The organism is Phaeobacter gallaeciensis (assembly GCF_001678945.1).
GTDB classification, from domain to species: Bacteria; Pseudomonadota; Alphaproteobacteria; order Rhodobacterales; family Rhodobacteraceae; genus Phycobacter; species Phycobacter gallaeciensis_A.
This window is the reverse complement of the sequence record NZ_CP015124.1, coordinates 1,076,146-1,101,243: the sequence shown is the minus strand read 5'-3', so window position 1 is coordinate 1,101,243 and position 25,098 is coordinate 1,076,146. Positions and strand designations below refer to the sequence as shown.

At 61.2% G+C, this 25,098-nt stretch carries 22 protein-coding genes and 1 riboswitch; of the genes, 11 read left to right on the top strand and 11 right to left on the bottom strand.

The genetic code is table 11. From position 1 onward, the window contains the following. The first annotated feature begins 332 nt into the window (after nt 1-332). The 6 genes from JL2886_RS05285 to JL2886_RS05265 all read left to right on the top strand — a co-directional run bounded on the left by JL2886_RS05285 (nt 333) and on the right by JL2886_RS05265 (nt 3,679). A complete protein-coding gene (locus JL2886_RS05285; RefSeq protein ID WP_065271058.1) occupies nt 333-791 on the top strand; it encodes a c-type cytochrome in 459 nt (152 codons plus the stop codon). 61 nt (nt 792-852) lie between these two features. Continuing rightward, nucleotides 853-1,458, top strand: coding sequence for a c-type cytochrome (locus tag JL2886_RS05280; RefSeq protein ID WP_065271057.1), 606 nt, complete (start codon nt 853-855; stop codon nt 1,456-1,458). A gap of 2 nt (nt 1,459-1,460) precedes the next feature. Further along, nucleotides 1,461-2,363, top strand: coding sequence for a c-type cytochrome (locus JL2886_RS05275; RefSeq protein ID WP_065271056.1), 903 nt, complete (start codon nt 1,461-1,463; stop codon nt 2,361-2,363). After that, nucleotides 2,360-2,482, top strand: coding sequence for a hypothetical protein (locus tag JL2886_RS19765; protein WP_257784215.1), 123 nt, complete (start codon nt 2,360-2,362; stop codon nt 2,480-2,482). The genes JL2886_RS05275 and JL2886_RS19765 overlap by 4 nt, the downstream gene beginning before the upstream one ends. Further along, nucleotides 2,479-2,946 (top strand): c-type cytochrome, encoded by a 468-nt coding sequence (locus tag JL2886_RS05270; protein WP_065271055.1) that lies wholly within the window; start codon nt 2,479-2,481, stop codon nt 2,944-2,946. Before JL2886_RS19765 ends, JL2886_RS05270 begins: the two co-directional genes overlap by 4 nt. Nucleotide 2,947: 1 nt before the next feature. Next, complete coding sequence (locus tag JL2886_RS05265; RefSeq protein ID WP_065271054.1) at nt 2,948-3,679, top strand: DsbA family protein; 732 nt, start codon at nt 2,948-2,950, stop codon at nt 3,677-3,679. Between the two features lie 39 nt (nt 3,680-3,718). On the opposite strand, the gene JL2886_RS05260 is transcribed toward JL2886_RS05265, so the two are convergent. Continuing rightward, nucleotides 3,719-3,919 carry a heavy-metal-associated domain-containing protein gene (locus tag JL2886_RS05260; RefSeq protein ID WP_065271053.1) on the bottom strand — a complete coding sequence of 67 codons (201 nt, stop codon included), beginning with the start codon at nt 3,917-3,919 and terminating at the stop codon, nt 3,719-3,721. A 163-nt stretch (nt 3,920-4,082) separates the two neighbouring features. On the opposite strand from JL2886_RS05260, the gene JL2886_RS05255 reads away from it, so the two are divergent. Then, on the top strand, nt 4,083-6,590 hold the full coding sequence (locus tag JL2886_RS05255) for a heavy metal translocating P-type ATPase (RefSeq protein ID WP_065271052.1): 2,508 nt from the start codon (nt 4,083-4,085) through the stop codon (nt 6,588-6,590). A 12-nt stretch (nt 6,591-6,602) separates the two neighbouring features. Further along, complete coding sequence (gene cueR, locus JL2886_RS05250; protein ID WP_065271051.1) at nt 6,603-7,025, top strand: Cu(I)-responsive transcriptional regulator; 423 nt, start codon at nt 6,603-6,605, stop codon at nt 7,023-7,025. 239 nt (nt 7,026-7,264) lie between these two features. Here cueR and JL2886_RS05245 read toward each other — a convergent pair whose 3' ends face one another. From JL2886_RS05245 to JL2886_RS05210, 8 genes are all read right to left on the bottom strand, one after another. Then, on the bottom strand, nt 7,265-8,017 hold the full coding sequence (locus JL2886_RS05245) for an ABC transporter ATP-binding protein (protein WP_065271050.1): 753 nt from the start codon (nt 8,015-8,017) through the stop codon (nt 7,265-7,267). After that, the gene (locus tag JL2886_RS05240; RefSeq protein ID WP_065271049.1) at nt 8,014-9,057 is read right to left on the bottom strand and encodes a FecCD family ABC transporter permease; all 1,044 of its coding nucleotides are present in this window, start codon (nt 9,055-9,057) and stop codon (nt 8,014-8,016) included. The genes JL2886_RS05245 and JL2886_RS05240 overlap by 4 nt, the downstream gene beginning before the upstream one ends. Beyond that, a complete protein-coding gene (locus tag JL2886_RS05235) occupies nt 9,054-10,136 on the bottom strand; it encodes an ABC transporter substrate-binding protein (RefSeq protein ID WP_065273544.1) in 1,083 nt (360 codons plus the stop codon). Before JL2886_RS05235 ends, JL2886_RS05240 begins: the two co-directional genes overlap by 4 nt. A 25-nt stretch (nt 10,137-10,161) precedes the next feature. After that, complete coding sequence (locus tag JL2886_RS05230; RefSeq protein WP_065273543.1) at nt 10,162-10,788, bottom strand: Crp/Fnr family transcriptional regulator; 627 nt, start codon at nt 10,786-10,788, stop codon at nt 10,162-10,164. 146 nt (nt 10,789-10,934) lie between these two features. Further along, the gene (locus JL2886_RS19375; protein WP_133245403.1) at nt 10,935-11,318 is read right to left on the bottom strand and encodes a DUF2946 family protein; all 384 of its coding nucleotides are present in this window, start codon (nt 11,316-11,318) and stop codon (nt 10,935-10,937) included. Nucleotides 11,319-11,523: 205 nt separating this feature from the next. Continuing rightward, complete coding sequence (locus JL2886_RS05220) at nt 11,524-12,000, bottom strand: polyketide synthase (RefSeq protein ID WP_237028426.1); 477 nt, start codon at nt 11,998-12,000, stop codon at nt 11,524-11,526. Nucleotides 12,001-12,298: 298 nt separating this feature from the next. After that, nucleotides 12,299-14,704, bottom strand: coding sequence for a YbcC family protein (locus JL2886_RS05215; RefSeq protein WP_065273542.1), 2,406 nt, complete (start codon nt 14,702-14,704; stop codon nt 12,299-12,301). 14 nt (nt 14,705-14,718) lie between these two features. Further along, nucleotides 14,719-16,269 carry a proton-conducting transporter membrane subunit gene (locus JL2886_RS05210; protein ID WP_065273541.1) on the bottom strand — a complete coding sequence of 517 codons (1,551 nt, stop codon included), beginning with the start codon at nt 16,267-16,269 and terminating at the stop codon, nt 14,719-14,721. A 112-nt stretch (nt 16,270-16,381) separates the two neighbouring features. On the opposite strand from JL2886_RS05210, the gene JL2886_RS05205 reads away from it, so the two are divergent. Beyond that, nucleotides 16,382-17,272, top strand: coding sequence for a LysR family transcriptional regulator (locus tag JL2886_RS05205; RefSeq protein ID WP_065271046.1), 891 nt, complete (start codon nt 16,382-16,384; stop codon nt 17,270-17,272). Nucleotides 17,273-18,145: 873 nt separating this feature from the next. Then, nucleotides 18,146-21,061 (top strand): beta strand repeat-containing protein, encoded by a 2,916-nt coding sequence (locus JL2886_RS19805; protein ID WP_261340601.1) that lies wholly within the window; start codon nt 18,146-18,148, stop codon nt 21,059-21,061. Nucleotides 21,062-21,233: 172 nt separating this feature from the next. Here JL2886_RS19805 and JL2886_RS05195 read toward each other — a convergent pair whose 3' ends face one another. Then, nucleotides 21,234-22,415, bottom strand: coding sequence for an aromatic amino acid transaminase (locus tag JL2886_RS05195; RefSeq protein ID WP_065271044.1), 1,182 nt, complete (start codon nt 22,413-22,415; stop codon nt 21,234-21,236). Between the two features lie 224 nt (nt 22,416-22,639). After that, the gene (locus JL2886_RS05185; protein ID WP_065271042.1) at nt 22,640-23,677 is read right to left on the bottom strand and encodes a zinc-dependent alcohol dehydrogenase family protein; all 1,038 of its coding nucleotides are present in this window, start codon (nt 23,675-23,677) and stop codon (nt 22,640-22,642) included. On the opposite strand from JL2886_RS05185, the gene JL2886_RS05180 reads away from it, so the two are divergent. Then, nucleotides 23,676-24,296: an Lrp/AsnC family transcriptional regulator gene (locus JL2886_RS05180; protein ID WP_237028425.1), complete on the top strand. Its 621-nt coding sequence runs from the start codon at nt 23,676-23,678 to the stop codon at nt 24,294-24,296. The two genes, JL2886_RS05185 and JL2886_RS05180, sit on opposite strands and share 2 nt — an antisense overlap. A gap of 473 nt (nt 24,297-24,769) precedes the next feature. Continuing rightward, a riboswitch (cobalamin riboswitch) is annotated at nt 24,770-24,983 on the top strand. The last annotated feature ends 115 nt before the right edge of the window (nt 24,984-25,098 follow it).

Genomic DNA, 25,098 nt, shown 5'->3' with positions numbered 1-25,098 from the left:
GCAGATCTAGGAGGCAGGACCGCTGAGGCTGATCCTCACGCGTGTCATAGAACCCGGTTGCGGTCAGGGTCGCTAGATTGGTTTTTGCCAGCATGGATGTGATGATGCTCCCGAAAAGCTGTGCTCGTCAGGCCGTCCCACCGCCGGATCTGGTCAAGGATACAAACCGATACATTTCTCGCGGCCGTCTCAGCTTGCCGCACAGGGCGTCTTCGATATTCACTTCCTGAAAGCAGGCGGAGGACAGGCACGTCTCATTCACTCGGTAGCGCGCACGCCGGACCTCAGGCTAGGACTCATCTGCACAACGCAAAGCGAAAGAAAGACACGAAATGAACAAGTTGACTGTTGTGGTAGCCGTCATTCTGGCTGGGGGCATCGGAGTCGGTGGCTGGCAATACCTGCAACCCGAGGCCGCACCGGTGGGGCATTCGATGGCGTCGCCTGACACGGGCGCGCTTTCCCCCGGCGCACCGATTGCGACCGTCGCGCTGCCGACAGAACTCTCAGGCAATGCCCAGCTTGGAAAATCCATCTTCGAAGCCAAATGTGCCGACTGTCACGGGGAAAACGCAGCAGGGCAGAACGGGGTTGCGCCGCCGCTGGTGCATAAGGTCTATGAACCCAGCCACCATTCCGACATGGCCTTTATCCTGGCTGCGCAGAACGGGGTGCGCGCCCATCATTGGCCCTTTGGCAATATGCCACCGGTCGAGGGGGTCACGCCAGGTGATGTTAAGATGGTCATTGCCTACGTGCGTGAACTGCAACGTGCGAACGGGATCGAGTGATGCTCCTGGGTTCTTGATCTCCAAGGGCAGCAAAATTCAGCATCAACGGAGTATTGATACGATGAAGACAACACCCATTCTGGCAGCAATCGTCATCACCGGCACAGCAGTCGCAGCCTTTGCGCACGGCAATGCCAAGGGTATCGTCAGGGATCGGATGGAATCGATGGAGGCAATGGGGGATGCCGTGAAGGCGGTCACCCCGATGATGCGCGGCGAGAGGACCTATGATGCCGCTGCCATGCGCAACACAGCCCGGATTTTCCAGAAACACGCAGGCGAGGCCCTGACCGATCTTTTCCCGAAAGGGTCTGGCGGTGCCCCTTCTGAGGCCAAGGATGCGGTCTGGTCAGACTGGGATCGGTTCGCGGCGCTGGCACGGCAGTTGGAAATCTACGCCGAGGGCCTGGAGGGCGCTGCCGGGAATGGCCTCGCTGGTGGCGGAGGCATGGGCGCAGGGTCGATGATGGGGGATAGCTCCGGAATGGGATCGGGTTCGATGATGGGCAACGGATCCATGATGGGGTCAGGCACCGGCATGATGGGTGGCAGTGCCGGGATGATGCGCGCAGAAGATATCGCCGCGATGCCTGCGGATGCGGCCTTTGCGATGACGACACGGGTCTGCTCGGCCTGTCATTCCCGGTTCCGGGCGGAAGACCACTGAGCATGCGCCGGGTCGCATTTTTGTCTGGAGGGACTGCGGCATGTGTTGCCGTTGCCCTGACCGCGGTAATCGCATGGCCCGTCGGCAGCGCTCCGAAGCCGATCACGACCGAGGGCGACGTTAACCGGGGTGCTTACCTGGCACGTGCCAGCGGCTGTATCGCCTGTCATTCGAATTTCGAAGCGGGCGGCGCCCCGCTGGCGGGAGGGGCGCCGCTGAAGACGGATTTCGGCACCTTCTATCCGCCGAATCTGACCACCGATCCCGAACATGGCATCGGCGGCTGGACTGCCGAGAGTTTTGCAAAAGCCATCCGTCAGGGGATCGGACCTGATGGGGAACCCTATTTCCCGGCCTTTCCTTACCCCTTCTACGCAGAGTTTTCCGATCAGGATATCGCCGATCTGTGGGCAGCGTTTCAGACCGTGGCACCGGTGCCTGAGGCCGCGCCGGATCATGCGATCGGTTTTCCCTTCAATCAGCGCTGGGGACTGAAGCTTTGGCGGGCCGCGTTTTTCCACGACCCGGGGACGGAACCGCTGCCGGGGCGCAGTGCGGCCTGGAACCGGGGCAGGGAACTGGTTCGCGGTGCGGCCCATTGCGGGGCCTGCCATACGCCGCGCAATCTGGCGGGGGGCCGCGATCCTGACGCAGCCTTTGTCGGCAATGACGCGCTTCCGGGCGGCAGCAAGGCACCCTCGATCCGGGCCGGTAATCTAGCCAAGAATGGCTGGACAGTCTCGTCGCTGTCCTACGCGTTGCAGACGGGCCTGACGCCATCGGGCGATGCCTTTGGCGGCAGCATGGCCGAGGTGGTCCGCGAAGGCACCCGGTTCCTGACTCCAAAGGACCGTGAAGCCATCGCCACCTATCTGCTCGACGCTGATGGGGGAGCAGCCGAATGAACGATGTGGTCGCACCGCGCACTACCTTTGCCGCTGACAATCCCGTCGACCGGTTGATGCATTTCCAAATGCTCACCCATGCGGCCTCGGACATGAAGACACGGGCGCGGGTCACATGAGGGTGCAAGTCATCATCGCCGTGCTGGCAGCGGCAGTGGCTGGCGGCGTTTGGATGCTGCAAGGACAGGATCCGGCGGTGGCCTCCGGCGCCGAGGGGCTGGACATTGCCGAGGGCGAGGCCCTTTACGCCGAAGCCTGCGCTGCCTGTCACGGGGCTCAGCTGGAAGGCCAGCCGGACTGGCGCACACGCGGCCCCGACGGGCGTCTGCCGGCCCCCCCGCATGATGAAACGGGGCACACCTGGCATCATTCGGACAGCCTGCTGTTCAACTATACCAAGCTAGGCGGCAAGGCCCTTATGGCCCAGCAGGGCATGGAGTTCGACAGTGGCATGTCGGGGTTTGGCGACAGCCTTACGGATCAGCAGATCCGCAACGTGCTGGGCTATATCCGGTCCACCTGGCCGGAGCATGTAAAGGAAGCTCAGAAAGCGCGAACCAATGCGGAAAATGGAGAGAACTGACATGCCCCTTAAGGCACCGATCCTTGCACTGGCGATGGCCGCGTTGCTGCCGATACCCGCACTCTCGCAGGAACTCGACGAGGCCCGCGTCCGGGAGCTGGTCCTGGAGACGATACGGGAGAACCCCGAGATCGTCATGGAGGCCGTTGCTCTGCTGGAAAAACAACAGGCGGATGCACAGGCAGAAACCCAGGCAGAGGTGCTGCGCAGCCAGCGCGACTTGATTGAACGCGATCCGAATGCGCCGGTCCTCGGCAATCCGGAGGGGGATGTAACCGTGGTGGAGTTCTTCGACTACAACTGCCCCTATTGCCGCCGGGTAAAACCCGAGGTCCGGGCGTTGATCGAGGAAGATCCCAATATCCGACTTGTCTACCGAGAATGGCCCATTCTTGGCGACGGCTCGGTCTTTGCCGCCAAGGCCGCGCTCGCGGCGCGGGCGCAGGGAAAATATGAAGAATTCCACTGGGCGATGATGGCGATCAAGGGCCGCGCCCAGGAGGCCACGGTCCTGCGCGTCGCCGAAGAGGTCGGGCTGGATCTTGAGCAGTTGAAGAAAGACATGGAGGCGCCGGAAGTGGCTGAACACATCGCCACATCGATGCGTCTGACCCAGGCGCTTGGCTTCAACGGAACGCCGTCCTTCGTTGTCGGGGATGCGCTGGTGCCGGGGTTTGTTGAAAAGGACCAGCTTTCCGAACTGGTGAGCACAGCCCGGGACCGCGCCGAATAACGGGGATCCCGCGCCGGAGGGGGCCGACGCGGGACTGGATCAGGCGGCAGCGGGCTGCGAGTCGTAGCCCGCGTCCTTGATCACGGCGGCAAGCTGATCAGCCGACAGTGCGCTGTCGATCTTCACCAGGCGTTCGCCGAGGTCGCAGGCAATCGTGGCGGCCGGATCGGCGGCCTTGACGGATTTTTCGATGGCGGCAGTGCAGTGGCCGCAGCTCATGTCCGGAACCTTGAATTCCATTTCGAACCCTCTCTGGTTTGGTTACAGGGCGAGAGATGGGGCTTCCAGTTAGGGGAAGGTCAAGACGTGATCTGACCTGTGATAAAATTTTGACGCGCCCTTGACCTTCCAGTGACTAGAACCACCATGTAAGGCACAGCCACACAGAATCGAGGAGGCTGTCATGCCCGAACAAACCCCTGTTACATTGTCCGTCGAAGGCATGTCCTGTGCCTCTTGCGTTGGGCGCGTGGACCGCGGCCTAACGGCGGTTGAGGGCATCCATGACGTCTCGGTCAACCTTGCATCTGAAACCGCACGACTGGTCGCCGACAACCCGGATCGCATCGCAGACGCCATTGCGGCGCTCGACAAGCTTGGTTACCCGGCGCGGGTGGCGTCGGTGACGCTGAACGTGGAATCGATGTCCTGTGCCTCTTGCGTCGGACGCGTCGACAAGGCGCTGGAGGCTGTGCCGGGCGTGCTTGACGTCAATGTAAATCTCGCATCTGAAACCGCGACCGTGCGCTATGCCGAAGGCGCGGTCACTCCCGCCGAACTGATCGCGGCCAGCAAGGACGCCGGCTATCCCGCGACCGTGGCAAAGGCGGCGGGCGGTGAGGATCGCACCGCCCGCAAGGCGGAAGAAGCCCGTAGCCTTGCCCGGCGCATGGCTTATGCCGCTGCCCTCGCGCTGCCGGTCTTTGTGGTTGAGATGGGCGGCCATGTGTTTCCGGCCTTTCACCACTGGATCAACGCCACCATCGGTCAGCAGACCAGCTGGCTGTTGCAATTCGCACTGACGACGCTGGTGCTGATCGGGCCGGGTCGGATCTTCTATCTCAAAGGCTTCCCCGCGCTGCTGAAGGGCGCGCCGGACATGAACAGCCTTGTCGCGGTGGGTACCGGGGCGGCCTATCTTTACTCCGTTGTTGCAACCTTCCTGCCTGCGCTTTTGCCGGACGCGGTGCGTGCGGTCTATTTCGAGGCGGCAGCGGTCATCGTCGTGCTGATCCTGCTGGGGCGCTTCCTTGAGGCGCGCGCCAAGGGGCGCACCGGCGCCGCGATCCAGAAGCTGCTGGGGCTGCAGGTGCGCACCGCCCGCGTGATGCGGGGCGGCGAGAGCACCGAGGTCTCTGTCGATGAGCTGGTGCAGGGCGACATCATCGTCGTCCGCCCGGGCGAGCGCATTGCCGTGGATGGCGAGGTGATCGAGGGCAACAGCCACGTCGACGAAAGCATGCTGACAGGCGAGCCGGTTCCAGCGGAAAAGACCGCTGGTGATGCCGTCACCGGCGGTACCGTGAACGGCGCAGGCAGCCTGCAGTTCCGCGCCACGCGGGTTGGCGGTGATACCACCCTCAGCCAGATCATCCGCATGGTCGAAGAGGCGCAGGGCGCCAAGCTGCCGATCCAGGGGCTGGTTGACCGGATCACCCTGTGGTTCGTGCCCGCGGTGATGGCCGCCGCGACCCTGACCATCCTCGTCTGGCTGATCTTTGGCCCGTCGCCCGCGCTGACGCTGGCGTTGGTCGCAGGTGTATCGGTGCTGATCATCGCATGCCCCTGTGCCATGGGTCTGGCCACGCCGACCTCGATCATGGTGGGCACCGGCCGCGCCGCTGAGATGGGCGTGTTGTTCCGTAAGGGCGACGCGCTGCAACAGCTGGACACGGTCGAGGTCGTGGCGCTGGACAAGACCGGCACCGTGACCGAGGGCCGTCCGGAACTGACCGACCTTGTTCTCGCGACAGGTTTTGAACGGGCGGAGGTGCTGTCCAAAATCGCCGCAGTGGAGGAGCGCTCGGAGCATCCGATCGCCGAAGCCATCGTTCGCGCCGCCCGCGCCGAGGGCGCACCACGCGCTGAGGCGGGCGATTTCACCTCGGTCACCGGCCACGGCGTGCGCGCCATGGTGGACGGGGCGCAGGTGCTGGTCGGCGCCGACCGGTTCATGACACGTGAAGGCATCGACACGACGGCGCTGGCGGCGCAGGAGGCCGAGCTTGCCAAACGCGGGCGTACCGCGCTCTACGCGGCAGTTGACGGGCGGCTTGCGGCAGTGATCGGCGTGGCCGACCCGGTGAAACCGGCCAGCCGCGCGGCCATCGCTGCGCTGCGCGAAAAGGGGCTGAAAGTTGCCATGATCACCGGCGACAAGCGCGAGACAGCAGAGGCCATCGCCCGCGAAACCGGCATCGACCACGTGATCGCAGGGGTTCTGCCCGACGGCAAGGTCGCGGCGCTGGACGAATTGCGGCAGGGGCGCCAGATCGCCTTTGTCGGGGATGGCATCAATGACGCGCCTGCGCTGGCCCATGCCGATGTCGGCATCGCCATCGGTACCGGCACGGATGTGGCCATCGAAAGCGCTGATGTGGTGCTAATGTCGGGCGATCTGCGCGGTGTGGTCAACGCCTTCGAGGTCTCTCGCCGCACTATGCGCAACATCCGCCAGAACCTGTTCTGGGCCTTCGGCTACAACACTGCGCTGGTACCGGTTGCGGCGGGCGTACTGTATCCCGCCTTCGGTGTGCTGTTGTCTCCGATGCTGGCGGCAGGTGCGATGGCACTGTCGTCGGTCTTTGTCCTGACCAACGCGCTGCGCCTGCGCCGCGTAGCACCGGCCATGGATGAAAAAGCCGGGGCCAGCGGCGCCCGCGCAAGCAACGCGCATGTTCCGGCGGAATGACAGGAGGCTGGAATGAATATCGGTGACGTATCACGGCGATCAGGACTGCCCGCAAAAACGATCCGCTACTACGAGGATATTGGCCTGATCCACCCGCAGCGCAGCGAGAACGGGTATCGCAGCTTTCGTGAACAGGACCTGCACAAGCTGGCCTTCCTCGGCCGCGCCCGCGCGCTTGGCTTTACCATTGAAACCTGCCGGGCGCTGATGGCGCTATACGAGGACGAGGGCAGGGAAAGCGCACAGGTCAAGCGCATTGCCGAAGAGCATCTGGCCCAGATCGACGAGAAGATCACGCAGCTCCAGTCGATGCGTGACACGCTGGATCAATTGGTGCACGCCTGCGCGGGAGATCACCGCCCGGATTGCCCCATCCTGAAGGATCTGGCGCGAAACACGACTGACGAAAATATTGGGGAGCCTGTGGTGCGTTGATGAGGCAAGCGTGAATTCGCGGGTGCTGTATGGGGTGGGCTTTCGGACGCGGAGAAAGTGCTGTTTTCGCGAGACCCCTAAGGCATTTTCAAAGCGCGACCAAAGGATGCGGCAGGGTAAAGGCTAGTGCGGCGGGTACATGCGGTATCTGAGTGATCTGCCGCGTCGAGATTGACAACCTGCTAGATCAAACCTTCGGCGTCTTGGGCTCACACTTGGGAGCGCTGATCTACAATACTTCAACATTTCGGCGACCGAGCCTGGTGCGCGACGAAGACCGACCCGCCATCGCGATCGAGGAGAATCTCACTGGCGATGTGATAGGCCCGGTCCAGGCAGGGCGAACGCAGAACCTGCGAGGTTGGTCCAGCCACGGCCAGCCTGCCGGTTTCCAGAAAGACGGTCTGATCTGCATAGCGCGCCGCCAAGGTGAGGTCGTGCAAGGCAGCGAGCACCAGTCTGGTCTGTGCAAGCCTTTGCAATTGGTCGAGCACCTCGAGCTGGTGGTGCAGATCCAGCGCACTGGTGGGTTCGTCGAGGATCAGCAGGCGGGGATTGCGGATCAGGCGTTGCGCCAGAAGAACGCGCTGTTGCTGGCCCCCTGACAGACGATCCATCCGATGATCGGCGAGGTGTGACAGGTTTAACATCTCCAGCATCTGGGCAACTTCGGCGCGCTCCCGCGCTGTGATGCGCCAACCGAGCCTTTCGCGCCGCCCAAGCAGCACACATTCCGCGACGCTCATGGCTGCCTTCACGGTAAAATCCTGTGGCATAAATCCGATGCGTTCAGGCGCAGGCCAGTTCTGGTCCAGCGCCTTGCTGCCGCCGTGGCGCTGAACCCCGGCAAGAGCCTTCAGCAGCGTGGATTTGCCTGCACCGTTTGGGCCAATTACCGCAACGAGCCCGGTTGAGGGCAGCTCCAGCTTTTCAATCCGCAGCAAGCGGCGGCGCCCGGCATCAACGGTGAAATTCTCCAGAACCAAACTCATGTGCGCCCTTTCAGCAGGATGATTGCAAGCAGCATCGGAATACCTGCGATGGCGGTGATGATGCCCACCGGAATGACCGCACCGGGCGAGATGATCTTGCCCAGTACGGAGGCGGCGACCAGCACCACAGCGCCCATGATCGCTGCCATCGGCAGGCCGAAACGGTGATCTTCGCCCACCAGAGCGCGCCCGACATGCGGGGCGATCAGGCCGACAAAACCGATGGTGCCGGTAAAGCTGACGGCACCGGCAGTCAGAAGCGCGATTATCACCAGCACCCGCAGGCGCAACCTTTCGACGTTCAGGCCAAGGCTTGCAGCATTGCCTTCGCCAAGGCGCAGTGAGGTCAGGTTCCAGACTTCACGGGCAATCAATGGCAGGGTCACGGCAAGGATCGCGGACAAAACCTGCACCGACGTCCAGGTCGCCTTGAGCAGGCTGCCGAACAGCCAGAAGACGATCTGTTGCAGCACTTCGGGGGCTGCCATGAATTGCAGCAGCGATTGCAGTGACTGGAACAGGAAAAGCACCGCTATGCCCGCCAGCACCAGCATCTCGGGCGAGGCGCCGCGCAGGTGCGCGACGAGGTAGACAAGTCCAGCTGCGACCAGCGTGGCGGCAAAGGCCGCGAGCGGTACGCCGATCCACATCGCCACCGGCAGTGCCGTACCGAACAGGATCACCAGTGCTGCGCCGAAACCGGCAGCGGCGGAAAAGCCAAGCGTATAGGGGCTGGCCAGAGGGTTGTTGAGGATGGTCTGCATCATCAGTCCGGCGATCCCCAGTGCAGCCCCCACCAGCGCAGCCATCAGGGTCTGCGGCATGCGAAGATGCCACAGGATAGTCGCGAGGCGGCGGTTCTCTGCATCCGGGCCATCGCGCAGGCCCTTCAGGACATCGGACAAAGGCAGACCGGCGGGACCGGTCACAAGGTCCACCACCATCAGGGCCGCCAGGATGGTGAGGGCGGCACAGACCGCCCCCATCCGGGTGATGCGGGTGCGGTCGAAACCGCTCCCTTCCCTCACCGCGATACTCATTCTGCCTGCATCATGAAGGTGCCCTCGGGCGTGATCGGCAGCCAGTCGCCGTAGAACTTCGCCAGTTCGGCCTGCGGGTCGACATCGGCAAAGGTCGCCGGGTGCATCGCCTTTCCAAGGAACCGAAAATAGGCAAAATCCGACAGCGTGCGCGAGCCGCCGTGATAGATGCCGTAGACCTTGCCGTTTTCGACTGCGGGCAGGTCTGACCAGCCGGGGCGACCGAGATAGGCACCGATGCGTTCATTCGCGAGCGCCTTGTCCGCGCCAAAGCCCAACGGCACGGAGGCAGGACGGTTCAGCCATTCAGAGCCGGAGAGAAGGATCACCTCGGGCGCTTGGGACAGCACGTATTCCGGGGAAAGAGGCCCCCAGTTCTCGATCTGGCCATTGGCGATGTTCTGCCCCTTGAGCCGGTCGACAACTCCGCCCCACATGCCGCCTGCATAGGAGTTTCCGACCTCGTCCGGCCCTTTCTGCGCCAGTTCTACATAAACTTTTGGTGCCTCAGTTGACTGTTCTACCCGCGCAGCAGTGTCTGCTGTCATCTCGGCATAGAGCGTCGCGAGCGTCTGGGCGCGCTCCTCAGTGCCCATCGCCATCCCCAGCGCGCGGGTCGAGGCCAGGTGCGCCTCAAGCGTCTGGGCGTTGAAATCGAGTACGAGTACGGGAATATCCGCCGTATCGAACTGCGCCGCGCTTTCACCAAGCGCGTCGTACTGCCAGCCCGCAAGGACCACCAGATCCGGGTCTGCGGCGATAGCGGCTTCGATGGACATGGTGCTGTTTTCTGTGTCGCCCACATCGGGCAGCTCAGCCAGCTGCGGAAAGACCTGCGTGTAGGCGTCCCATTGTTTCGGGCGCCAGTCGGCCCAAGGCCCGCGCGACAGGCCGACCAGCTTGTCCACCGCGCCGTCGCCGACGACAGCGAGGTAATCCTCGTAGTAAAACCCCAGCAGCACGCGTTCCGCCGGAGCGTTGAGCGTGAGGGTGCGGTCGCGCAGGTCGGTGATGGTGATCTCGGCCCATGCGGCGGTGGTCAGCAGCGTGGCGAGGCAGGTTGTCAGTGCAAGTTTCATGGTTTCTCCCTGTGTCATGAAAAGGTCAGGCGGCGACGCGTGCAGGCGCATCGCCGGTCAGCTCGTGAAGGGCTACGGCATCCAGAACGCGGACACGGGTCGGTAGCGGCATGGCAATCAGCCCCGCCTTTTCCAGCGCCCGCATCTGCCGTGAGACGGTTTCCAGCGTCAGGCCGGTCAACTGTCCCAGATCAGCGCGGCTCATCGGCAGGTGCATCTCGTCCGGTCGCCCGTGGCGCTGATGGAAGGAGACCAGCATCGAGGCCACGCGTTCGCTGGCAGTCTTGCGCCCCAGCAGCAGCTGCCAGTCCTGCGCCTGTGCCAGCTGGTCCTGTATCAGATGCAAGAGGTTCAGCTGCAGCCGGGGAATGGCGCTGGCCAGTTCCTCGAATGTGCGTTGGTCGCAGGTCATGACCTCGGTCTCACCGACGGAGGTCAGCGTGCATTTGGCACGGACGCAGCCCTGCGGCGCCAGCGCTTCGTTGGCAAAGGTCAGGGCCAGCAGATGCGTGCGCCCCTGCGGCGTCGGCCTGTCCTCGCGCAGCATGCCGGATCGGACGATCCCCATGAAGGGCGCATCCACGCCCTTGCAGGCCAGTGTTTCGCCATCACGGTAATTTTCGGTTGTGAATTTGCGCTGGATACTGCGCATCTCGGCAGACCTCATTCCCCGGAACAGGGCGAGTCTTGGGGCAATTCTGAAGGCCCTGTGGTCAGGCCACGGGTGTATCATCGCAGTCATGTTGGTTTCCTTGTCTTTGACTGACGGACAAGGGGCGCGGGGCCCCGGCTGAAGGATCAGACGGGAAGAGGCGGCGCGCGGCTGCGATGTTGATTTGAAAGATCTTGCGAAACTGGACGTTGCGCCGAACCTGTTGGCAGCGCCAAAGGCCGAAGCGGCATTTGGATCAAAAGACTGACGTTCGAAGAGGGCACGGTCCCGGCGACGCTGACTTGGACGCAATGAGGCCCGCCGTGATCGTCCTGGGCAGGCTGATCATCCTCAGCAGGGATGATCTCGCCCGCATCGGTCAGCCAGACCTCCTGCGTGCCGTCGGGCGTGCAAAGCACCAACCGCATGCCTTCGGGGCCTTGAGCGCGCATAAGCCCGTCCGGCACGGTGGACGAGCCGAGCAACGCCAATAGCAGCAGCGCGCGTGTTATGAGACTGAGAAAGAACAAGGATCAGGGACCGAAATGGTCCATCCAGGAGCGCCCCAGCCTGTCGGCGGGATCGCCCATGAACGCCGTTTCTACCTTATTCCCGTAGAGCGCGCAGTGACGTCACAGGTGGCGGCAAGAGCCGCAATAGGAGCGATATTCATGGATGTCTCCAGAGTCTGCTCCGGCGCACGGGCCGGATTTTTCACCAATAGGTCGGGAAAATTCAGACGGTCGGAGGCGCTCGTGCCGGGCGTGCTGCTTCGGCGGTGAGGGCGTTCAGAACAGGTGGCTGCGGCACCCAATCTGCCGGATCACAAGACAATTCGGCAAGGATGAGGGCAACAGCTGGCTCTGGCAGGGAGATAGCCGAATGCAGTCGGCAGGCGTCACAGGTTTGCGTGCTGTCGGCATCCTCGAAATCTCCACAGATCGACGAGATGTCCAGCCCATAGGTTTGGGCATAATCCAGTGCAGCCTGCTGTTCCGGTGTTGCAAAGCGATGCGCAAAACCCGACGTTGCCAAGGCAACCGTCAGCAGCACGGCCAGCGTGCGGAGCCACCAGATGGAGTGCATTACCTTCATATCAAAGGTCGATAGCAGAACCGGTGTAAATCGCAACCGCGCAACTTCAGCTGCGACAATGCGGACATCGGCACGAGGGGCGACCCGGATCCGTGCGCCGGGGTAACTTTGGCGCATACAGCGTCATTTGCAAACTCAGCCTTTCAGCCGGTTGAAGCCGGGCCTATTCGCCGCGTGGCGGCATCAAAAAAGCGCCCTTCGTCGCACATGCGGCCTTGGAACATGTCAGATGGGCTGTTCAGCGGGGCAAAGTGGATGAAATTGCGTGCAGGGAGGTTATTGGCCCGCTGCATCTCTGTACCTATAGCGTCTTAGCCCCCTGAAATTACCGATAAGAACCAATGCGAGGCACCTTCATTCTGCATGAAGCAGAACGAAGGTGCGCCAAAGCTATTTCCAGGCGGGGGGAAACGGACTATTCCGCTGCTATTGCGCGCGCGTCGGCGGATTGATCCTTGAAGCGTGACCATTCCAAGTCGCCGCAATAGCGCCAAGCCAGCTTGCCTTCGTCATCCATTGCGATGAGGTGCAGCCAGCCATTGTCAAACAAGGCCCGGACGCCGGGATGGCGCCGCAGGATCTCGGACATGGCTTCGCGCGGAGCCTCCACGATTACCGACAAGCGTAGCGGATCGTGTTGAAAGCCGTCACCGTCATGCACTGACTGCCACGGCAGACCCGGGCGCAGGGCGCCCGTGTTGCCTTCCAGAACGCCGATACCGCCCACTACGTTGTGGAGCAGTTTGTTGCCGCCACCGAACAAGCCCTGCGCCACGGTTGAACCGTAATACTGAAGGCTGATCCAACTGGCGACCACGACGGGCGCCGTCAGGATCAATTCAAGCACGCCAAAGCCATCATCCCGCCGCCAGTCGTAATTATGCAGGAAAGCCTGCCCGGACAGGTCTGCCCCATCGGTGCGGTGGCGCGGCGCGGCTACAAAGGCACGGCATCCGGCCAGGCCCCATTCGGGGCGGGTTTCGGCCCAGTCCCGGGCCCGCTGCGCGACATGCGCTGCGCCTGCGGCGCGCGGCAGGCGCTGGGAACGCTCCGCCCGGGTGAGCGCTCCGGCGGCGGCAAGCCAGGCCTTCAGCTGGGTGAGGTCAATGGGCGTTTCCGGCGGCAGATCCTGTTCAAACAGGGTCACTTTGTCGGTGGTCGTATGGTGCAGCGCGGGCAGGAATGCCGTATCCGAAGGGATATTGATCCCGCTGTCACGCAGCCCGGTCCGGACGTCCTGATCATTCAACAGGCTCGCCAGCAGGCGGGCATTCACGTCCCCGGCGTGACCGCCACAAGCGCCACACTGCAGGGCGCTTTGATGAGGGTTGTTGGTGACATCGGCGCCGTGGCCAACCAGCAATACGATCGGCGCAAATTCATCCGTGAGAGACATGGCGGTCAGCACCGATTTTGCCATTCCTACACGGGTTTCGAGATTGAGCGCGGGGTCCATCTCCGGCACAGGGTCTTCCGTGGTTTTATTGCCGAAACCGAGAGCATCCCGAACAAGCTTGCCCGCGTAGAGCGGCCCCGATGCCTCGACAAAGGCGAAGGAGGACACTGCGGCCAGCTTGAAGCGGCCCCAGGCGCGTTTGGCCCTGGCGCCGTAGCGGCGGCTCAGGTTGGCCGTTTCGGGTTCGGCCGCCTGTGAATTCAGCCCCGGCTGCAAGAGAACCGGACCGCGGAATTCGGTCACATCCGATCCGGCGGCCTTATGGGCGCTGGCCAGGCCAAAGAAACCGGCAAAGCCGATCGTCTCGATGCTTTCATCCTGCGCTTCCAATGCGCGGCGGAAGACTTCCGAACGCACATCGATACAGAAGGCCGCCTGCACGTCCGGGCGCGCCTCGCCCTTGCGCGCTGTCCCGCAGGACAGCCTGTCGGCCAGCACGCGCTGCTCGGCCCGTTCTGCGGCGTCCTGCAGCACTGCATCGATGACAAGATCCCGGGGCGGAGTAACTGGGCTCTGATGGGCCGCGACCACATCTGCCCAACGTGCTGCAATCTGGTCTTCGTAGAGGTCGAACAGAGCTTCGTCGAAGACCATCCGGATGGCCAGAAGTTCGGTCACGCTGCTGTCTGCTGTGCCTTCCAGCTCCGCCTGCCACAACAGATAGCGCCCGTATTGCGCCCATCCGCCCAGCGTCATCAGCCAGCGGTGGAACGCGGTGGGCGCAGCAGCAGTGGTGACGCCAAGCCTTTCCGAAGCGCGGCCAATAGCGCGCCAATGCGAACGGTTGGTGTCAGCAACAAAAGTGCAAAAGCCCGTAAGACCCTGAATCTCGGGCGTCAGATCGCGCGAGGCGAAGTCGCGCCAAGCCCTGAAGGGGCCGCCGCTGCCTGCCTGTTTCCAGAGAGCCTGCCCCTGATCGAAGTGACTGGCGGCCCAAACGCCGATGCGGTTGTCAATTAGCCCGGGCCAGTCGATGCCGGAGACATCCGCTGCCAGTTCTGCCACGGTAGGAAGGGCTTCGGGCGCGGGGCTCTCATCGTTGAGAGACGCTTTCAGCTCCTGCAGGCTTGGCACGTTGAACTGGCCTTGGATCGAAGCCAATGCCTCCTTCAGATCTGTGTCGCAAATTTCGCCCGCGTTGATTTTGCCTGCCCAATGCGTACGTGGTGGGATCGCCCGGGCGCCACCGACCCGCGCGAGACGCGCGGCGGTGACTGCAAGCGGCTCATCGCTCTGACCCAGAAACGGGTTCACTGCGACATTGGCAGATAGAGGGAACAACGGCGGGATCGCCTTGGCAGTCGTGTTGGCCTCTGCGACGAGCTCCAGCAGGGCGGCGGGGTAGGTCTCGAGTTTGGCAAACATGAGGTCGGTTCCTTTCAGGCTGCAGACCGCTTGGACCATCCGTCCAGAAGCTTGTCGAAGATTGCATTGGCATAAAGGCCGTTGGTCAGGTGCACGCGCAGACCTGTTGCGGCCGGGTGCGATGCCCACAGGGGGAAGGTCGCCTGTGCCACAGCGACCACTCCGAAACTGATCAGAGCGAGCAGGATCAGAGCCCATTCCAGCGGGCCGGGGTTTGGGGTCGGAGGCAGGCTGCCAGCGGTCAGAGACTGGGCGATAACCTGAAGGGCGAAATAGCTCACCGACGTCACCAGCGCGTAGACAACGATGCGCTGCGTCAGCGCGCGCGGCGCCGCATCGGCAAAGCCCTGCGCCAGCAAGTAGGCGACACCGAAGATCAGGATGACGCCCAGGGCGATGGCCTGAACCGACTTGCCGTCAAACCCAATAACCGTGCCAACCAGACCATAGATCGCGATGGCAATGACAAAGGCTTGCACGACGTTGCGGGCGCTCGGAACCGCAATTGGTCCGGGGCGGGCGATTGCCGCGACATTGCGCACTGCCTCACCGGAACTGAGGAAGGCATGCGCCTTGTAGAGCGAATGCGCCACGATATGCAGGAGAGCCAGCGGGAACAGCGCCAGGCCGCATTGCATGATCATGAAAGCCATCTGCGCGATGGTCGACCAGGCCAGCGAGGTCTTGACCGCCGGTTGGGTCAGCATCACCAGACCACCAAACAGTGCGGTGAACCCTCCGAGCATGACGAGGAGCGCCATGACACCCGGGGCCAGCAGCATCACGTCGGCAAAGCGGATCAACAGGAAGCCGCCCGCATTGATGACGCCCGCATGCAGCAGGGCAGAGACCGGCGTGGGCGCCTCCATCACCTCGGTCAGCCATCCGTGTATCGGGAATTGCGCCGAGGCCAATACGGCCGACAGGGCAAGCAGGAGAGCTGCTCCCATAGTCAGCCAATCGGCCTCAGCGCTGGTAAGAAGCGTTTCGATATCAGTGGTCCCGGTTGCAGCGATCAGCAGGATTACGGCACCGGCCAACGCGCCCTCGCTCAACCGTGCGACGATGGCTTTCTTTCGGGCGGCGCGCTGTGCTGTAGCGCGTTCGGGATAAAACAGCAGCAACCGGTTTAGCGACAGGCTGGTCAGCGTCCAGGCCGCGAACATCTGAAAGAGATTGCCGGACATGACCAGCAGCAGGACGGCGGCCAATGTCGCAGACATCCAGCCCGTGAAGGCGCCTTGCCGATCCTCACCGTCCATGTAAGTCCTGGAATAGCGCAGCACGATCCAGCCGATGAAGCTGACCAGAACCAGCATCACCGCGCTCACCGCATCGAGCCGCACCGACAGTCCAACACCGAATAACCCGATCAGGGCCGAGGTGCCGGAGCCTTTGACCACAAGGAGCGTTGCAGCCACGGCCGCCATCGCGAATGCGGCGAATGAAGCGGCCTCGGTCAGGGCAGGCACTCGTCCGGGGCGTTTCCCGGGATGGCGCGCCGCATAGAACGCGGCCACCAGCAGGACGAGCGGGCTCAGAAGGGGAAAAAACAGATAAGCCATCATCGGCCTCCTTTGAAATTCGCGGTCAGCGACCTTTCGCAATGGCTTAGGGGAGACCGCCTGATAGTAAAAATTCATTGTTTTTCATTTTGCGTTCTATAAAATCTAACGAATGCCGTTGAACTATCACCATCTCCGCTACTTTTGGGCCGTCGCGCACGACGGAAACCTGACGCGTACGGCGCAGCGGCTGAACCTCTCGCAATCCGCTCTGTCAGTTCAGATCAAGCAATTGGAAGAACGGCTTGGGCACGCTCTGTTCGACCGGCGCGGGCGACAATTGCACCTGACCGAAGCTGGGCGGATCGCGCTGGATCACGCGGATGCAATTTTCTCGACGGGACAGGAACTTGTCGCGACCCTTGAAGGCACGGTGCGGGATCGCAAGGCGCTGCGCGTCGGCGCGCTTGCAACCCTGTCGCGCAACTTTCAGATCGGTTTCCTGAGGCCGATCCTGTCACGTCTGGACGTCGAGGTCATTCTGCGGTCGGGCAGTCCGACCGAACTGCTTGAGGGGTTGGGAACGCTCAACCTGGACCTGGTGCTGATGAACCGCCCACCCCCCGACGACAGCCTGACGCCTTACGAAACCCATCAGATCGGAGAGCAGGAGGTCAGCATCGTCGGCGCGCCCGAGCGGCTTGATCCGGATCGACCGATCCGCGATTTGCTCGCCGAGCAACCGTTCATCCTACCAACCACCGACAGCAGCGTACGCACCGCATTTGACGCGATGGCCAGCCGGTTATCCGTGCGGCCGCAGATCGCCGCCGAGGTCGACGATATGGCGATGATGCGTCTTCTGGCCCGGGAAAACATCGGGTTGGCGCTGGTCGCACCGATCGTCGTGAAAGACGAATTGACCTCGGGTCGGCTTGTCGAGGCCAAAGAACATCCCCGGATCAAGGAAACCTTTTTCGCCATCACCCAGCGACGGCGGTTTCCGAATGCTCTGGTGCAGGATCTTCTCGAAAGGAATGCCGGTTCCGCAGCCTTGTCCTGAAGTGCGAACATGCGTGCAATCTGCGGGCTTTCGAACTTCCTAGGGTTGTTTTTGTAATACTTCCAGGAAGCTCGATTTCATTGGTTTTGTCGACAAGACGGCTGCTTTTTCTTAATGAGAGATCGTAGCATGTCCGCTGCAGGGGCAGATCGGACGTGCGGCGGCGCGGCTGCCCGATCGCAGATAAAACCGGGCAGACTTTTTCGCCGGATTGCGTCAGCCCGCCCATCCACGACCTGCATGCGAGGTTCAGCGAAGGTTCTGCTGCAGGCGCAATAGATCATGCTGGGTTTTCTGGAAGCGGACCTTCGGATCAGCGACACTGAGCAAGGACACGTGCGTTTGGCTTGAAGGTCAGCTTTGCGCAGGACGCATCAAGTGAAAAGTCGATGGATCTGGCGATGCGATGGACGCCCGTGAAAGTCAATTTGGATCAGTTAGATGAGGCAGACACAGTGCTCGACAACGTCGTTTTGAAAGACCTGCTGGGAAAGGAGGCTACCGACCCGCCATTGCCGCGAGAGGGAGGCCGAACCTGACGGTACCGGAAGAACGGCGGGAGGCAGTACTCATTGCAATGTGGGATCATGACATCCCGAAGCGCAGTGCTTTGACTTATCCCGCTGCATTGACCAAGTGCGGAAAGACAAAACGCCTGTGCGATCAACATGAATGAACGCGTTACACACTGTCGCAATGCGCGTCTTGACCAGAGCATTCCTAATGCAAAGATAACCTCACTTTACATTTAATTAATCGCATCGAGCGCAGCGCTAACGGAGAATATTAACGCACGCGCTTGGGATTTAACTATTTGTTAATATTTGGGCTGTTCAACCCTGGATTGCAAAATGTTAAATTCTGGAGATACTAATGACATCACCCAACACCGTAAACGCACCTTCTGCTGGCGGCACAGCGTTTGGAGACGAAGGTGACAACCTAGTCCAAGGGTCATTGTTTGACGATACCCTTAACGGCGCCGGAGGAAACGATACGCTGACGGGCGGAGCCGGGAATGACACCTTCCAGGCGGATCTTCTCTGGAACGGTATGGACTACGACGGGTTTGGCGCCGAAGTCATTACGGATTTCTCTGACGGCGATGTGCTGCAGCTGAACAGCTTTGGTCCGGGTGCTGCCGTGACGATCTCGCTTGAGCACGTGGGCAACGACACGATCCTGACCCTTGGGGCGGGCACCTCCTATGAGAGCACGGTAACGCTGCAGAACTATCACCTGCACAGCTCGTTTCTGCCGCAGGACGGGACGTTCGATGGCAGCTTCTCCATCGTCGGGGACAGCTATAGTGTTGCAACCGATGACTATATTGTCGGCAGCGATGGTGGTGTTGATCAGCTCTATGGCCATGCTGGCAATGACACGCTGGTTGCGGGCGAATCTGGGGATCTCCTGTTCGGCGGATCGGGCGATGACAGCCTGATCGGCGGAAGCGGCTCGGATCTGCTCTTCGGTGAATGGGGCAATGACACGCTGCGTGGCGGCGAGGGGGCCGATACCTACTACATTGACGTGGTGCCTGCGGACGCAAACGGCGAAGGCTCCAGCTCCGGCCAGGACGTGATCGAGGGGTTCAATGACGGCGATGTGCTGCAGCTGAACAGCTTTGGTCCGAGTGCTGCCGTGACGATCTCGCTCGAGCACGTGGGCAACGACACGATCCTGACCCTTGGGGCGGGCACCTCCTATGAGAGCACGGTGACGCTGCAGAACTATCACCTGCACAGCTCGTTTCTTCCGCAGGACGGGACGTTCGATGGCAGCTTCTCCATCGTCGGGGACAGCTATAGTGTTGCAACCGATGACTATATTGTCGGCAGCGACGGTGGTGTTGATCAGCTCTATGGCCATGCTGGCAATGACACGCTGGTTGCGGGCGAATCTGGGGATCTCCTGTTCGGCGGATTGGGCGATGACAGCCTGATTGGCGGAAGCGGCTCGGATCTGCTCTTCGGTGAATGGGGCAATGACACGCTGCGTGGCGGCGAGGGGGCCGATACCTACTACATTGACGTGGTGCCTGCGGACGCAAACGGCGAAGGCACCAGTTCCGGCCAGGATGTGATCGAGGGGTTCAATGACGGCGATGTGCTGCAGCTGAACAGCTTTGGTCCGGGTGCTGCCGTGACGATCTCGCTTGAGCACGTGGGCAACGACACGATCCTGACCCTTGGGGCGGGCACCTCCTATGAGAGCACGGTAACGCTGCAGAACTATCACCTGCACAGCTCGTTTCTGCCGCAGGACGGGACGTTCGACGGCAGCTTCTCCATCGTCGGGGACAGCTATAGTGTTGCAACCGATGACTATATTGTCGGCAGCGATGGTGGTGTTGATCAGCTCTATGGCAATGCTGGCAATGACACGCTGGTTGCAGGCGAATCTGGGGATCTCCTGTTCGGCGGATTGGGCGATGACAGCCTGATTGGCGGAAGCGGCTCGGATCTGCTCTTCGGTGAATGGGGCAATGACACGCTGCGTGGCGGCGAGGGGGCCGATACCTACTACATTGACGTGGTGCCTGCGGACGCAAACGGCGAAGGCACCAGTTCCGGCCAGGATGTGATCGAGGGGTTCAATGACGGCGATGTGCTGCAGCTGAACAGCTTTGGTCCGGGTGCTGCCGTGACGATCTCGCTTGAGCACGTGGGCAACGACACGATCCTGACCCTTGGGGCGGGCACCTCCTATGAGAGCACGGTAACGCTGCAGAACTATCACCTGCACAGCTCGTTTCTTCCGCAGGACGGGACGTTCGACGGGAGCTTCTCCATCGTCGGGGACAGCTATAGTGTTGCAACCGATGACTATCTTGTCGGCAGCGACGGTGGTGTTGATCAGCTCTATGGCAATGCTGGCAATGACACGCTGGTTGCAGGCGAATCTGGGGATCTCCTGTTCGGCGGATTGGGCGATGACAGCCTGATTGGCGGAAGCGGCTCGGATCTGCTTTTCGGTGAATGGGGCAATGACACGCTGCGTGGCGGCGAGGGGGCCGATACCTACTACATTGACGTGGTGCCTGCGGACGCAAACGGCGAAGGCACCAGCTCCGGCCATGACGTGATCGAGGGGTTCAATGACGGCGATGTGCTGCAGCTGAACAGCTTTGGTCCGGATGCTGCCGTGACGATCTCGCTCGAGCACGTGGGCAACGACACGATCCTGACCCTTGGGGCGGGCACCTCCTATGAGAGCACGGTGACGCTGCAGAACTATCACCTGCACAGCTCGTTTCTTCCGCAGGACGGGACTTTCGACGGGAGCTTCTCCATCGTCGGGGACAGATATAGTGTTGCAACCGATGACTATATTGTCGGCAGCGATGGTGGTGTTGATCAGCTCTATGGCCATGCTGGCAATGACACGCTGGTTGCGGGCGAGTCTGGGGATCTCCTGTTCGGCGGATCGGGTGATGACAGCCTGATTGGCGGAAGCGGTGCGGATCAGCTCTTCGGTGACGATGGCAACGACGTGATCACCGGCGGATCCGGCGCCGATCATTTCCAGTTCGATCTCTACAGCAACGGGGTTGATACATTCGACTTCGGTTCGGATGTCGTCACCGATTTTGAGGTCGGCGATACGCTTGAAATCAAGGGATGGGGCCTTGGCGACCTGTCTGTCAGCGTCACGCAGAGCGGAGCAGATACACTGCTTACCGCAGAAGCGGGTACCAGCCACGAAAGCAGCGTCCTGCTGGAAGATGTGCTGGTGTCGCCCGGAGAGTGGGACCTGAGCGGGGATACCTTCACCCTCTGGGGATAAGCGAACAACATAACTTGCTTTTGGACGGGCGCCGTTTGGCGCCCGTCCTGTTCACGCTTTCGATAGTCCCTGCAATTGACGCGGCAAGCGTCCGACCAGCACCACTAGGAAGATACAGCGTGACCGTCAGACCAAGATGGCGTGGTACAATCGACACCATTCCTAGTGAGTTTCAGTCAGCCATGACATTTTGGACCGCACGGACCAGCCACAGGACGTCCTGATCACGTAGCCGTGCGACATTGATGCGCCCGCCTTGTACGACGTGAATGCCATGGTCGCGGGTTAGCGCGACTTCCTGGGATTTGGTCAGCGGCAACAAAGAGAACATCCCCTTCTGCCGACCGAGAAACGTGAGGGTTCCTGTGCCATAGGTATCTTGTTCCGCTTTGACGATCGTCTCTCGCATCTGTGCCACACGATCCCGCATCTGTTCGAGTTCATCCTGCCAGAGCGCCTTGAGCTTGGGGTCTTGCAGGATGGTGCGAACAACAGAGCAGCCATGGTCGGGCGCGTGTGATGCCCCCGAGCGGACGATTGCGGTGACAGCCCGTTTAACGAGATTGCGATCTAGGGTGCGTGTTTTGACAAAAAGTGCCCCGGCGCGATCACGATAAAGGCCAAACGACTTGGACAGGGTGATGCAGACAATGCACTCGGGAAACCGTTTCGCAATTTGTCGAGCGAGGTCGCAGTCTGCATCGAAACTGCGGGCGAACCCGAGGTAGGCGAGGTCGATCCACGGCACAATGCCGCGCTCTTCCAGGATGTCGAGCAGAGCTGCGATTTGCTCTGATGTCATATCCGCTCCGGTCGGGTTGTGACAGGCGCCTTGCATCAGGAAGACATCGCCGGGGCTGGCGGCCCTGAGCCCGTCGAGCATTTCGTCAAAAGTGAGCTCGCTGCGGATCGAATCGTAATAGGGCAGGGATCGGAAGTTCGCCTGCGCCGCGGAGAGAATCGGGACATAGTTGCCGTAGGTCGGAGATTGCAGCCAGACCGTGGGTTTTTTGGGCATTTGAGCCAGAAGATCTGCGATCACCCGCAGGGCAACCGCACCGCCGGAGGTTTGCGCCGCGATCCAGTCGCTGCTGTAGGCGTCGCCCATGATCTCGTGGCCGAGTACCGCGCAATACTCCACATCGCCCGTGAGCGCGAGGTAGGACTTGCTGGTCTGGCTTTCGACCAGCCGCTGTTCTGCCTGCTTGACGGCCTTCAAGACCGGCGTCTGTCCCTGCGCGTCCTGATAGATGCCAACCGTCAAGTTCAGCTTGTCCTGCCGCGGGTCCTGAGCGAAATACTCTGCCCCGATCATGATTGGATCTACAGGGTATTCTTCCACCTGCTCAAACATTATTCACCCTTTCCCAGTTCGACGGTACGACTATGGCATGCTGTGATCGCACGGGGCATCATCGTGCCGCCTCGGTCGTCAGTCATTACCTTTTCAGCCACATGGGGCGTCATGTTGGGCTGCGTCACGCGCCGGGCGATTTTTCCGTTGGCATATCGCCTTTGACCGTCAGCGATAACGCAGGCCAAGGTGTCATTTCCGATGAATGCGATTTTCTCCATGGCTCAAAAGCGGGTTATGACAGTTGCACCCACGGAGCGGAATTTATCCATCTCCATCAAGGCCTGAGGGGCATCGGCAAGGCTGATCTGCTCTCCGACCAGTCGTGCCGGATCCAGCTTGCCGCTGGCGACGAGGTCAAGCATCGCGCCGTAGCGATGTGCCTGCATCCCGTGTGAACCAAGCAATTCGATTTCCTGCCCGACGATCTTTGGCATTGGAACGGTCGGTGCCGCGTGCTCACCCAGCATCAGACCCACTTGCACATGCTTGCCCCGCGGCCGCAGGCAGAGGATTGAATTGGTCATAGTTGACGGGTGACCAAGTGCATCGAGAGAGACGTGGGCACCTCCGCGGGTGATCTCCCGGATGGCCTCCGGCACGTCGGCCTCCCTACCGTTTAGCACCGTCACGGCGCCAAGCTCCTTCGCCAGCGTCAACTTAGCTGGATCAAGGTCCACGCCGATCACGTTGGCCCCACAAGCCGAGGCGATCATCACGGCGGACAGGCCTACGCCGCCGCAACCATGCACAGCCACCCATTGTCCTGCGCTGACCTTCCCTTGATCTACCACCGCCCGAAATGAGGTTGCAAAGCGGCAACCAAGGCTCGCGGCAGTGGCAAAATTCATGGTCTCGGGTAGGGCGACAAGGTTCAGATCGGCCTGATGAATGCCTACGTATTCCGCAAAGGATCCCCAGTGGGTAAAACCCGGCTGTTCCTGCTGCAGGCAGACCTGCTGGTTGCCGGAATGGCATTCGGAACAGCTGCCGCACCCACAGATGAATGGCACGGTGACCCTGTCGCCGACCTTCCATTTTGTGACGTCATTCCCAACGGCCTCGACGACGCCAGCTAACTCGTGGCCAGGCACATGCGGCAAGTCGATGTCGCTGTCGTGTCCCATCCAGCCATGCCAGTCGCTGCGGCAGACGCCGGTGGCCGCAACCCTGAGGACAACGCCATGCGGCTCTGGCGTCGGGTCGTCCACGGTAACCAGCTTTGGCGCGCTTTGGAATTTTTCGAAAAGGACGGCTTTCATGGCAGGATCTTTCGCTGAAGAGTATTTTGGACGAGATCATAGTCTGGATGAGGGAAATACCTTTGCCAATCCTCCCCATATTGCGCAAATCTGGAGTGGAATTCCCTATGGAATCGTCATTATTGAAAGATATCTACCCATGCCTGACATCGACGCCGTCAATGCCGAGATCTTGACCCTGTTGCAGGAGGATGGCCGCATGACCAATGCCAAGTTGTCCGAGCATCTGGGGATGAGCGAGACCCCCTGTTGGAGGCGGCTCAAACGTCTTGAAGAAAGCGGCATCATCGAAGGTTATCAAGCCAATCTGAGCCGTCGAAAGCTCGGCCTCGGCGTTATGGCCTTCGTCCAGTTGCGCTGTTCCGAGCATGATCAAGCCGCGACGGCAGAATTTCAGCGCATCGTTGAGACGACACCGAACATCCTGGCTTGCCACAACACGACCGGCGCGGATGATTTCCTGCTGATCGTGGTTGCCCGTGATCTCGATGATTACAGTGGTTTCGTCGACAGCACTCTGAGGCGGCTACCCGGTGTCACCAGCATTCGGTCCAACCTATCATTGAAAGAAATGAAGGCGTCGAGCAAGCTGCCCGTCAGTGCAGCATCAATGAAATAGACTGCCGCGCAAGCTGGTTTTCCGTCGTGTTTGAACCGGAGCCTGTAACCGGCCGCCGGACTGAGCCTGTGCCCGCGACAGACCTTTGCGAAGATCTGGGCGTTCATGCGCGGTCTCGTACTGGAACGCTTGGGCGAAGATGGAAACGCCATAGCTCCGCCGGGATGCGGAAGAGGCGCGTTGCCACCGCAGGGGCATTGCCAGGGGAAATCTGTCCGTGATGCGGGGCAGGGGGGACAGCCACGACCCCAGCCATTGGATTCGGTGGAGATCGGAACGGGGAACCATGCCGTAGCGTGGAATATCGCCTGCGCAAAGGTTGCGGTCGATGCGGCACAGCATTGCGTTTGCAGCATTGAAACCATCACTTAGCAGTTGATTTCAGGCGATTGTTGCTGGTGTGCGCGGTGCATTGTTTGAAAACTCCATCCTTGGCGGCGTCTACTCCTTCTTGACAGAGTAAATCCAGTTTGCCTAAGTCCGGCCATTCTGGTCCGGCTGGGAATACCATCCGGGTAAAAGGGAACATGGTAAGGCGTCGGAACAAGACGTCAAAACCATGACTGCCCCCGCAACTGTGAGCGGAGAGCAATGCTGCGATATGCCACTGCCCCAAGAGGGGGCGGGAAGGCGCGGCAAAGCTGCGACCCGCGAGTCAGGAGACCTGCCAGAAGGATCACCCAGTCCGGGTGCGGGGCGCGCCGGGGACAACGGACTTCCGTAGTGGTGGCAATTGAACTGTCTGTGGAAGCACTGCCTTCCAAGGACCGATGATTTGTACATGTTGCCCGCTTATGGGCAG